This is a genomic window from Streptomyces sp. NPDC002690 (assembly GCF_053592415.1).
Genome location: NZ_JBSFVR010000239.1, coordinates 1 through 11619 on the forward strand (window position 1 = coordinate 1; position 11619 = coordinate 11619).

An 11619-nucleotide genomic window follows, 5' to 3' on the forward strand; every position below is an offset into this window, starting at 1 on the left:
TCCAGCCGTTCCACTCGTACGTGGCGGGGGCCTCGTACGTGGCGGACCAGCCGGCTGACCCCTGCCGGGCGCGGGCCCCGCCCGCTCCGGGCAAGGGCGGCGCCGCCGGACGGCAACCTCGCTGTCACCGGCCGGAAGTAGGGTGTGAGACATGGCAGACCCCTCCAGCTACCGCCCCAAGCCGGGACAGATCCCCGACTCCCCGGGGGTCTACAAGTTCCGCGACGAGCACCGCCGGGTGATTTACGTCGGCAAGGCGAAGAACCTCCGCCAGCGCCTCGCCAACTACTTCCAGGACCTGGCCGGTCTCCACCCGCGCACGCGCACCATGGTGACCACGGCCGCCTCCGTGGAGTGGACGGTCGTCTCCACCGAGGTCGAGGCGTTGCAGCTGGAGTACTCCTGGATCAAGGAGTACGACCCCCGGTTCAACGTCAAGTACCGCGACGACAAGAGCTACCCCTACCTCGCGGTCACCCTCAACGAGGAATTCCCCCGGGTCCAGGTCATGCGCGGCGCCAAGAAGAAGGGCGTGCGCTACTTCGGCCCGTACGGCCACGCCTGGGCGATCCGCGAGACCGTCGACCTGATGCTCCGCGTCTTCCCCGTGCGTACCTGCTCCGCCGGTGTCCTCAAGAACGCCGCCCGCACCGGCCGCCCTTGCCTGCTCGGCTACATCGGCAAGTGCTCGGCGCCCTGCGTCGGCCGCGTCAGCCCCCAGGAACACCGCGAACTCGCCGAGGAGTTCTGCGACTTCATGGCCGGCCGTACCGGCGCCTACATGCGCCGCCTGGAGAAGGAGATGATGCTCGCCGCGGAGGACATGGAGTACGAGCGCGCAGCCCGGCTCCGGGACGACATCGGGGCACTCCGGCGGGCGATGGAGAAGAGCGCGGTCGTGCTCGCCGACGCCACCGACGCGGACCTCATCGCCGTCGCCGAGGACGAACTGGAGGCGGCCGTCCAGATCTTCCACGTGCGCGGCGGCCGGGTGCGCGGCCAGCGCGGCTGGGTCACCGACAAGGTCGAGGCGGTCGACACCTCAGGCCTGGTCGAGCACGCCCTCCAGCAGCTCTACGGGGAGGAGACCGGCGACTCCGTACCCAAGGAGGTCCTCGTCCCCGCGCTGCCCGAGGACCCCGACGCGGTCTCCGAGTGGCTCGCCCACCGCCGGGGCTCCCAGGTCAGCCTGCGCATCCCGCAGCGCGGCGACAAGAAGGACCTGATGGCCACGGTCCAGCGCAACGCCCAGCAGGCGCTCGGACTGCACAAGACCAAGCGTGCCTCCGACCTGACCACCCGCTCCCGGGCCCTGGAGGAGATCGCCGAGACGCTCGGCCTCGACACCGCCCCCCTGCGCATCGAGTGCTACGACATCTCGCACCTCCAGGGCGACGACGTCGTCGCGTCGATGGTCGTCTTCGAGGACGGGCTCGCCCGCAAGAGCGAGTACCGCCGCTTCCAGATCAAGGGGTTCGAGGGCCAGGACGACGTCAGGTCGATGCACGAGGTGATCGGCCGCAGGTTCCGCCGCTACCTCCAGGAGAAGGAGCGCCTGGGGGAGTGGGAGGAGCCCTCCCGGGCCGACGCCCCCGGCGCGGGCACCCCCGGCACCGACGTCCTCGGTACCGACGCCCCCGGCGCGGGCACCCCCGGCACCGACGTCCTCGGTACCGACGCCTCCGGAGCGGGCACCCCCGGCACCGACGGGCCGCGCGAGGACGCCACCCCCGACGACGCCGAGCCCCGCGAGGACGACGGCCGCCCCAAGCGGTTCGCCTACCCGCCGCAGCTCGTCGTGGTCGACGGCGGGCAGCCGCAGGTGGCCGCCGCGAAGCGTGCCCTGGACGAGCTGGGCATCGACGACATCGCCGTCTGCGGCCTCGCCAAGCGCCTCGAAGAGGTCTGGCTGCCCGACGACGACGATCCCGTGGTGCTGCCCCGCTCCAGCGAAGGTCTCTACCTCCTCCAGCGCGTCCGTGACGAGGCCCACCGCTTCGCCATCACCTACCAGCGGGCCAAACGCGCCAAGCGGGTCCGCAGCAGCCCTCTCGACGGCGTCCCCGGCCTCGGCGAGAGCCGGAAACTCGCACTGCTCAAGCATTTCGGCTCCGTCAAGAAGCTGCGACAGGCGACAATCGACGAGATCTGCGAGGTCCAGGGGATAGGCCGCAGGACCGCGGAGTCGGTGGCCGCGGCCCTCGCCACGGCCGCGCCGGCCGCACCCGCCGTGAACACGGCCACAGGAGAGATCATCGACGAGAACGACGGGGGCACGCCATGACCGACCATGAGCACCGCCACGCAGAACCCACGCAACCGGACCCGGACCGAACAGACGGAGCACACGTGAGCACGGGCACCACCAACGAGACGGGCGACGCCGTCCCGACGGCCATCCCCGAACTGGTGATCATCTCCGGCATGTCCGGCGCCGGCCGGTCCACCGCCGCGAAGTGTCTGGAGGACCTCGGCTGGTTCGTCGTCGACAACCTCCCGCCCGCCCTGATCCCGACCATGGTCGAGCTCGGCGCGCGCTCCCAGGGCAACGTGGCCCGGATCGCCGTCGTCGTGGACGTCCGCGGACGCCGCTTCTTCGACAACCTCCGCGAGTCCCTGGCGGACCTGGAGACCAAGCACGTCACCCGCCGGATCGTCTTCCTGGAGTCCTCGGACGACGCGCTGGTCCGCCGTTTCGAGTCGGTCCGCCGACCCCACCCCCTCCAGGGCGACGGCCGGATCGTCGACGGCATCGCGGCCGAGCGCGACCTGCTGCGCGAGCTGCGCGGCGACGCAGACCTGGTCATCGACACCTCCAGCCTCAACGTCCACGAGCTGCGCGCCAAGATGGACGCCCAGTTCGCCGGCGACCAGGAGCCGGAGCTGCGCGCCACGGTGATGTCGTTCGGCTACAAGTACGGTCTGCCGGTCGACGCCGACCTCGTGGTGGACTGCCGCTTCCTGCCCAACCCGCACTGGGTGCCCGAGCTGCGCCCCTTCACCGGCCTGAACGAGGAGGTGTCCGCGTACGTCTTCGACCAGCCGGGCGCCAAGGAGTTCCTCAACCAGTACACCGAGCTGCTCCAGCTCGTCGCCGCCGGATACCGCCGCGAGGGCAAGCGCTACGTGACCATCGCGGTCGGCTGCACGGGCGGCAAGCACCGCTCCGTCGCGATGTCGGAGAAGCTCTCGGCCCGCCTCGCCGCCGAAGGGATCGAGACCGTCCTCGTCCACCGGGACATGGGGCGCGAGTGACCAGCGTCAACCTGCGGTTGCGGAGGCTGAGCCGGGCGGGCTCGCTGCGCTCCGGACGCCGGCGCGGCGGCCCGCCCAAGGTCGTCGCCCTCGGCGGCGGCCACGGACTGTCCGCCTCGCTCGCCGCCCTGCGCCGCATCACCGGTGACCTGACCGCCGTCGTCACCGTCGCCGACGACGGCGGCTCCAGCGGCCGGCTCCGCGACGAGTTCGGGGTGCTCCCGCCCGGAGACCTCCGCAAGGCCCTCGCTGCCCTCTGCGGGGACGACGACTGGGGGCAGACCTGGGCCAGGGTCACCCAGCACCGCTTCGAGTCCCGGGGCGACCTGCACGGGCACGCGGTCGGCAACCTGCTGATCGTCGCGCTCTGGGAGCAGCTCGGCGACCCTGTGCAGGCGCTCGACCTGGTCGGCACGCTCCTCGGCGCGCACGGCCGGGTGCTGCCCATGTCCGCCGTACCGCTGGAACTCCAGGCGCAGGTCAGGGGGCACGAGCCGGAGCGACCCGAGGCGATCGTGACCGTACGCGGCCAGGCGACCGTGGCGCTCACCCCGGGCGAGGTGCAGTCCGTGCAGGTGGTTCCGCACGCCCCTCCGGCCGTCCCGGAGGCGGTCGAGGCCGTCCTGGACGCGGACTGGGTGGTGCTCGGCCCGGGCTCCTGGTTCTCCTCGGTCATCCCCCACCTGCTGGTCCCGGATCTGCTCGACGCGCTGGTCGCGACGAAGGCCCGGAAGGTGCTTTCGCTGAACCTCGCGCCGCAACCCGGTGAAACAGATGGCTTCTCACCGCAGCGTCATTTGGAGGTTTTGGGGCGACACGCCCCTAAACTCGCCTTGGACGTGGTGCTGGCCGACGAGGCCGCCGTGCCTGACCGCGAGTCCCTCGCCGATGCCGCCAAGCGGCTCGGTGCCGCGGTGGAGCTGGCGCCGGTGGCCTCGCCAGACGGCGTTCCGATTCATGATCCGGAGCTGCTGGCCGCCGCGTACGACCGTATTTTTCGGATGCATGGAAGGATCGGCCCATGGCGATGACGCCAGCGGTGAAGGACGAAATCTCTCGGCTTCCCGTCACCCGGACCTGCTGCCGGAAGGCGGAGGTCTCCGCGATCCTCCGGTTCGCGGGCGGGCTGCACCTGGTGAGCGGCCGGATCGTGATCGAGGCGGAGCTGGACACCGCGATGGCGGCCCGCCGGCTCAAGCGCGACATCCTGGAGATCTTCGGGCACGCCTCGGAGCTGATCGTGATGGCCCCCGGCGGGCTGCGCCGCGGTTCCCGGTACGTCGTACGCGTGGTGGCGGGCGGCGACCAGCTGGCCCGCCAGACCGGTCTCGTGGACGGCCGCGGCCGTCCCATCCGCGGGCTGCCCCCGCAGGTGGTCTCGGGGGCCACCTGCGACGCCGAGGCGGCCTGGCGCGGGGCCTTCCTGGCGCACGGCTCGCTCACCGAGCCGGGCAGGTCCTCCTCGCTGGAGGTCACCTGCCCCGGTCCCGAGGCGGCGCTCGCGCTGGTCGGCGCGGCGCGCCGGCTCTCCATCGCGGCCAAGGCCCGTGAAGTCCGGGGCGTCGACCGTGTGGTCGTCCGCGACGGCGACGCGATCGGCGCCCTGCTGACCCGGCTCGGCGCCCACGAGTCCGTGCTGGCCTGGGAGGAGCGCCGGATGCGGCGCGAGGTGCGGGCCACCGCCAACCGGCTCGCCAACTTCGACGACGCCAACCTCCGCCGCTCCGCCCGCGCCGCCGTGGCCGCGGGTGCCCGGGTGGGCCGCGCCCTGGAGATCCTGGGCGAGGAGGTTCCCGAGCACCTCGCCGCCGCCGGACGGCTGCGCATGGAGCACAAGCAGGCGTCGCTGGAGGAGCTGGGCGCGCTGGCCGATCCGCCGCTGACCAAGGACGCCGTCGCCGGGCGTATCCGCCGGCTGCTGGCGATGGCCGACAAGCGCGCGCAGGACCTCGGCATCCCGGGTACCGAGTCCACCCTCAGCGAGGAGATGGCGGACGGCCTGGTCGGCTGAGGCCGGTCCACCCCGGCCCGCCCTCCGGTCCACCCGGGCGTCACCGTCGTATACGACCGCCGCCGGCGTTCCCTTCGCGGGGACGCCGGCGGCGGCTTTTTCGCCGTACGGAGAAGACCCCGCGACGGCGCGCGGGGGCGTCGGCCGGGGGCCCGGACGCCGGCCCGTGATTCTGCCGGTCACCTCTCGTCGCCGCTCGTCACGCCTCGATCGTCCGTGTGTGTACGGGCGTTGGGCACATGTCCGATCGTCGCGGGACAGAGGCTGCTTTCCGGTCCGAAGGGTGACCGATGACCCCCCGGTGGGCCGGAGCCGCGTGTTCCTACTGGTCAGTAGGTCGTATCGGTGCGCGTACGAGGCCTCTCGATGTCACCCGCGGGCCACATGAGAGGTAGGGTCGGAGGCGGTCGGGGACATCCCATACAACTCGCCGGCGTCGAAACCCGGCGTACCTAACGAGGAGATCGGTTCGTGACGATCCGCGTAGGCATCAACGGCTTTGGCCGCATCGGTCGTAACTACTTCCGCGCGCTGCTGGAGCAGGGTGCGGACATCGAGATCGTGGCTGTCAACGACCTGGGTGACACTGCGACCACGGCTCACCTGCTGAAGTACGACACCATTCTGGGTCGTCTCAAGGCAGAGGTCAGCCACACCGCCGACACCATCACCGTCGACGGTCACACCATCAAGGTGCTTTCCGAGCGCAACCCGGCCGACATCCCCTGGGGTGAGCTGGGTGTCGACATCGTCATCGAGTCGACCGGCATCTTCACCAAGAAGGCCGACGCCGCGAAGCACATCGCCGGTGGCGCCAAGAAGGTCCTCATCTCGGCTCCGGCCAAGGACGAGGACATCACCATCGTGATGGGCGTCAACCACGACAAGTACGACGCGGCCAACCACCACGTCATCTCCAACGCCTCCTGCACCACCAACTGTGTGGCGCCGATGGCCAAGGTTCTCGACGAGAACTTCGGCATCGTCAAGGGCCTGATGACGACGGTCCACGCGTACACGAACGACCAGCGCATCCTGGACTTCCCGCACTCGGACCTGCGCCGCGCCCGCGCCGCCGCCGAGAACATCATCCCGACCACGACGGGTGCCGCCAAGGCCACCGCCCTGGTCCTGCCCCAGCTCAAGGGCAAGCTCGACGGCATCGCGATGCGCGTCCCGGTCCCGACCGGCTCCGCCACCGACCTGGTCGTCGAACTGCAGCGCGAGGTCACCAAGGACGAGGTCAACGCCGCGTTCAAGAAGGCCGCCGACGACGGCGACCTGAAGGGCTTCCTGACCTACACCGAGGACCCGATCGTCTCCTCGGACATCGTCAGCGACCCGTCCTCCTGCACCTTCGACTCCTCCCTGACGATGGTTCAGGAAGGCAAGACGGTGAAGATCCTCGGCTGGTACGACAACGAGTGGGGCTACTCCAACCGCCTCGTCGACCTGACCGTCTTCGTCGGCGGCCAGCTCTGATCCTCGGATCGGCAGGCATCTCGATGTAGTGAGGGGCTCGGACGGCGCGATGAAGCGCCGTCCGGGCCTTCTCGCGTGCTCATCCTTCCTTTCCAAGGAGCCCTGGAACAGATGAAGACGATCGACGAACTTCTCGCCGAAGGGGTCGCCGGCAAGCGGGTATTCGTCCGCGCCGACCTCAACGTGCCGCTCGACGGCACCACCATCACCGACGACGGCCGCATCCGCGCCGTCCAGCCGACCGTCGCCAAGCTCGCCGAGGCCGGCGCGCGGGTCATCGTCGCCTCGCACCTCGGCCGCCCGAAGGGCGCCCCGGACCCGGCGTTCTCGCTGGCTCCCGCCGCCGCCCGGCTCGGTGAACTGCTCGGCACCGAGGTCGCGTTCGCCACCGACACCGTCGGCGAGTCCGCCACGGCCACGGTCGCCGCCCTCACCGACGGCCAGGTCGCCGTCATCGAGAACCTCCGCTTCAACGCCGGTGAGACCTCCAAGGACGACGCCGAGCGCGGTGCCTTCGCGGACCAGCTCGCCGCCCTCGCCGACGTGTACGTGGGCGACGGCTTCGGCGCGGTGCACCGCAAGCACGCCTCGGTGTTCGACCTCCCGGCCCGGCTGCCGCACTTCGCCGGTTTCCTCATCGCCACCGAGGTCGGCGTTCTCAAGAAGCTCACCAGCGACGTCAAGCGTCCCTACGCCGTCGTCCTCGGCGGGGCCAAGGTCTCCGACAAGCTCGGCGTCATCGACCACCTGCTGGAGAAGGCCGACCGCATCCTGATCGGCGGCGGCATGGCGTACACCTTCCTCAAGGCCCAGGGCCACGAGGTCGGCATCTCGCTGCTCCAGGAGGACCAGGTCCCCGCGGTGCAGGAGTACCTCAAGCGCGCCGACGAGCGCGGTGTGGAGTTCGTGCTCCCCGTCGACGTCCTCGTCTCGACCGAGTTCCCGGACCTGAAGACGAAGGCCCCGGCCAACCCCACCGTCGTCGCCCACGACGCCATCCCGGCCGACCATGAGGGCCTGGACATCGGCCCCGAGACGCGCAAGCTGTACGCGGCGAAGCTCGCCGACGCGGCCACCGTCTTCTGGAACGGCCCGATGGGTGTCTTCGAGCACCCCGACTACGCCGAGGGCACCCGCGCGGTCGCCCAGGCGCTGGTCGACTCCCCGGCCTTCAGCGTCGTCGGCGGTGGCGACTCCGCCGCGGCCGTCCGCATCCTCGGCTTCGACGAGAACGCCTTCGGCCACATCTCGACCGGTGGCGGCGCCAGCCTCGAATACCTTGAGGGCAAGACCCTCCCCGGCCTCGCCGCATTGGAGAACTGAGCCAGATGAGCACCCGTACCCCGCTGATGGCGGGCAACTGGAAGATGAACCTCAACCACCTCGAGGCCATCGCCCACACCCAGAAGCTCGCCTTCGCGCTGACCGACAAGGACTACGACGAGGTCGAGGTCGCCGTCCTGCCGCCCTTCACCGACCTGCGCTCCGTGCAGACCCTGGTGGACGGCGACAAGCTGAAGATCAAGTACGGCGCCCAGGACATCTCGGCGCAGGACTCCGGTGCGTACACCGGCGAGATCTCCGGCTCCATGCTCGCCAAGCTGAAGTGCGCGTACGTGGCCGTCGGCCACAGCGAGCGCCGCCAGTACCACGGCGAGAACGACGAGATCTGCAACGCCAAGGTGAAGGCCGCCTACCGGCACGGGCTGACCCCGATCCTCTGCGTCGGCGAGGGCCTGGACATCCGCAAGGCCGGTGACCAGGTCTCCTACACCCTCGCGCAGCTCGACGGCGCCCTCGCGGACATCCCGGCCGAGCAGGCCGAGTCGATCGTGATCGCGTACGAGCCGGTCTGGGCCATCGGGACCGGCGAGGTCGCCACCCCCGAGGACGCCCAGGAGGTCTGCGGAGCGATCCGCCGCAGGCTCGCCGAGCTGTACTCGCAGGAGCTGGCCGACGCGGTCCGCATCCAGTACGGCGGTTCCGTGAAGTCCGGGAACGTCGCCGCGATCATGGCGCAGCCCGACGTCGACGGTGCCCTCGTCGGCGGTGCCGCGCTGGACGCCGACGAGTTCGTCAAGATCGTCCGCTTCCGCGACCAGTGAGTATGCGCTAGCGCCGATCCGTCGTACCCTTGCGGGGGCCGGGGTGGGTTCCACCCTCGGCCCCCGTTGTGCGTGAATGAATTTTCGTAGAAGCAGATTTCTTAGAAGCAGTCCAGGAATTTCCGGAAAGTAGGGACCAGCCGTGATTTTGGCGTTCGAGATCGCCCTGATCGTCTTCAGCCTGTTGCTGATGCTGCTGGTGCTGATGCACAAGGGCAAGGGCGGCGGCCTCTCCGACATGTTCGGTGGCGGTATGCAGTCCTCGGTCGGCGGCTCCTCGGTGGCCGAGCGCAACCTCGACCGCATCACCGTGGTCGTCGGCTTGTGCTGGTTCGCGTGCATCGTGGCGCTCGGCCTGCTCATCAAGCTGGACAACTGACGCATCGTCCGCGATTGCCGGTGACCGTGTAACTCCAATCACTGGACGCGCGTTGGGCCTTACGTAGACTGGGGCATCTTCGAGCACCATCACGCAGGGAGTTACGACCGTGGCAAGTGGCAACGCGATCCGGGGAAGCCGGGTCGGAGCGGGGCCGATGGGGGAGGCCGAGCGGGGCGAGTCCGCGCCGCGCCTCCGCATCTCCTTCTGGTGCTCGAACGGGCACGAGACGCAGCCGAGCTTCGCCCATGACGCGCAGGTACCGGAGACCTGGGACTGCCCCCGATGCGGCTTCCCGGCGGGTCAGGACAAGGACAGCCCGCCGGACCCGCCGCGCACGGAACCGTACAAGACGCATCTCGCGTACGTGCGCGAGCGGCGCAGTGACGCGGACGGCGAGGCCATTCTCGCCGAGGCGCTCGCCAAGCTCCGCGGCGAGATCTGAGAACATCCCGCCCGGCTCCCGCTTCCTGAGGGCTGCTCCTCGGTCCTCGTGCGAGAGCCGCCGCTTTTCCGCACCGCACCGTTCACCGGCCGGACACCCCCTGGGTGCCGGCCGGACCGCTTTCCGCCTTCCCCGGCCGCCGATTCGGGCCCTCGGCCATGCCCGCGCGGCACCCGCGACCAGGATCAATTAGGTTGGGGGTGCAGCGGGGAGCAGGTACGAGAAGAATGGGCTGATACCCGGGATGAACGCACAAAGCCGAACCAAGCTCAACCAGACGCCCGAGTGGGCGGCTCTCGGCAAGCACCGCGAGGAACTGGGCGGGACCCACCTGCGGGAGCTGTTCGCCGAGAACGCGGACCGCGGCGCCGCCTACACCCTCCGGGTGGGCGACCTGCACGTCGACTATTCCAAGCAGCTGGTGACCGACGAGACGCTGCGTCTGCTGCGTGACCTCGCCGCCGCCACCGGAGTCGCCGAGCTGCGGGACGCCATGTTCCGCGGCGAGAAGATCAACACCACCGAGGACCGCGCCGTCCTGCACACCGCGCTCCGCGCCCCGCGCGACGCGGTGATCGAGGTGGACGGCGAGAACGTCGTGCCGGCCGTGCACGCGGTCCTGGACAAGATGGCCGGCTTCGCCGACCGGGTCCGCTCCGGCGAGTGGACCGGCCACACCGGCCGCCCCATCAAGAACATCGTCAACATCGGCATCGGCGGCTCCGACCTCGGCCCCGCCATGGCGTACGAGGTGCTGCGCTCCTTCACGGACCGCTCCCTCACCCTCCGCTTCGTCTCCAACGTCGACGGTGCCGACCTCCACGAGGCCGTCCACGACCTGGACGCCGCCGAGACGCTCTTCATCATCGCCTCGAAGACGTTCACCACCATCGAGACGATCACCAACGCGACCTCCGCCCGCGACTGGCTCCTCACCGAGCTGAGGTCCGGTCAGGACGCCGTCGCCAAGCACTTCGTGGCGCTGTCGACCAACGCCGAGAAGGTGTCGGACTTCGGCATCGACACGGCCAACATGTTCGAGTTCTGGGACTGGGTCGGCGGTCGCTACTCCTACGACTCCGCCATCGGCCTCTCGCTGATGATCGCCATCGGCCCGGACCGGTTCCGCGAGATGCTCGACGGCTTCCACCTCGTCGACGAGCACTTCCGCACCGCCCCCGCCGAGGAGAACGTCCCTCTGCTGCTCGGCCTGCTGGGCGTCTGGTACGGCCAGTTCTTCGACGCCCAGGCGCACGCGGTGCTGCCCTACAGCCACTACCTCTCCAAGTTCACCGCCTACTTGCAGCAGCTGGACATGGAGTCCAACGGAAAGTCCGTGGACCGGGACGGCAATCCGGTCGAGTGGCAGACCGGCCCGGTCGTCTGGGGCACCCCGGGCACCAACGGCCAGCACGCGTACTACCAGTTGATCCACCAGGGCACCAAGGTCATCCCCGCCGACTTCATCGGCTTCGCCGCCCCGGTCGGCGACCTGCTGCCCGGACTCATCGCGCAGCACGACCTGCTGATGGCCAACTTCTTCGCGCAGACCCAGGCCCTCGCCTTCGGCAAGACGCCCGAAGAGGTCCGTGCCGAGGGCGTGCCCGAGGAACTGGTTGCGCACAAGACGTTCCAGGGCAACCACCCCACCACGACGATCCTCGCCGAGAAGCTCACCCCCTCGGTCCTCGGGCAGCTCGTCGCGCTGTACGAGCACAAGGTGTTCGTACAGGGCGCGATCTGGAACATCGACTCCTTCGACCAGTGGGGCGTCGAACTCGGCAAGGTCCTCGCCAAGAAGATCGAGCCGGTCCTCACCGAGGGCACCGGCGGCGAGCAGCTGGACAGCTCCACCGCCGCCCTCGTCGCCACCTACCGGTCGCTGCGCGGTCGCTGAGCCGGTGACCGAGGGGGAGCGGACGCCGCGCCTGAGACCTCCGGC

At 70.0% G+C, this 11619-nt stretch carries 10 protein-coding genes; all 10 read left to right on the plus strand.

What is annotated here, in order from left to right:
- Nucleotides 1–151 precede the first annotated feature (151 nt).
- The 10 genes from uvrC (at nucleotide 152) to pgi (ending at nucleotide 11574) form a co-directional block, all read left to right on the plus strand.
- Nucleotides 152–2284: an excinuclease ABC subunit UvrC gene (gene uvrC / locus ACWD3D_RS25210; RefSeq protein WP_451463072.1), complete on the plus strand. Its 2133-nt coding sequence runs from the start codon at nucleotides 152–154 to the stop codon at nucleotides 2282–2284.
- On the plus strand, nucleotides 2281–3255 hold the full coding sequence (rapZ, locus tag ACWD3D_RS25215; RefSeq protein WP_451463073.1) for an RNase adapter RapZ: 975 nt from the start codon (nucleotides 2281–2283) through the stop codon (nucleotides 3253–3255). Before uvrC ends, rapZ begins: the two co-directional genes overlap by 4 nt.
- Complete coding sequence (locus ACWD3D_RS25220; RefSeq protein ID WP_451463074.1) at nucleotides 3252–4286, plus strand: gluconeogenesis factor YvcK family protein; 1035 nt, start codon at nucleotides 3252–3254, stop codon at nucleotides 4284–4286. The genes rapZ and ACWD3D_RS25220 overlap by 4 nt, the downstream gene beginning before the upstream one ends.
- Nucleotides 4277–5266, plus strand: a complete 990-nt coding sequence (whiA, locus tag ACWD3D_RS25225; protein WP_266703180.1) for a DNA-binding protein WhiA — start codon at nucleotides 4277–4279, stop codon at nucleotides 5264–5266. Before ACWD3D_RS25220 ends, whiA begins: the two co-directional genes overlap by 10 nt.
- Before the next feature lie 471 nt (nucleotides 5267–5737).
- Nucleotides 5738–6748: a type I glyceraldehyde-3-phosphate dehydrogenase gene (gene gap / locus ACWD3D_RS25230; protein ID WP_451463075.1), complete on the plus strand. Its 1011-nt coding sequence runs from the start codon at nucleotides 5738–5740 to the stop codon at nucleotides 6746–6748.
- 111 nt (nucleotides 6749–6859) lie between these two features.
- Nucleotides 6860–8071, plus strand: coding sequence for a phosphoglycerate kinase (locus ACWD3D_RS25235; protein WP_451463076.1), 1212 nt, complete (start codon nucleotides 6860–6862; stop codon nucleotides 8069–8071).
- Nucleotides 8072–8076: 5 nt separating this feature from the next.
- The gene (tpiA, locus tag ACWD3D_RS25240; protein ID WP_451463077.1) at nucleotides 8077–8853 is read left to right on the plus strand and encodes a triose-phosphate isomerase; all 777 of its coding nucleotides are present in this window, start codon (nucleotides 8077–8079) and stop codon (nucleotides 8851–8853) included.
- Nucleotides 8854–8995: 142 nt separating this feature from the next.
- The gene (gene secG, locus ACWD3D_RS25245) at nucleotides 8996–9232 is read left to right on the plus strand and encodes a preprotein translocase subunit SecG (protein WP_451463078.1); all 237 of its coding nucleotides are present in this window, start codon (nucleotides 8996–8998) and stop codon (nucleotides 9230–9232) included.
- Between the two features lie 109 nt (nucleotides 9233–9341).
- A complete protein-coding gene (locus ACWD3D_RS25250; protein WP_266703170.1) occupies nucleotides 9342–9677 on the plus strand; it encodes an RNA polymerase-binding protein RbpA in 336 nt (111 codons plus the stop codon).
- Between the two features lie 244 nt (nucleotides 9678–9921).
- Nucleotides 9922–11574 (plus strand): glucose-6-phosphate isomerase, encoded by a 1653-nt coding sequence (gene pgi / locus ACWD3D_RS25255; RefSeq protein ID WP_451463079.1) that lies wholly within the window; start codon nucleotides 9922–9924, stop codon nucleotides 11572–11574.
- The last annotated feature ends 45 nt before the right edge of the window (nucleotides 11575–11619 follow it).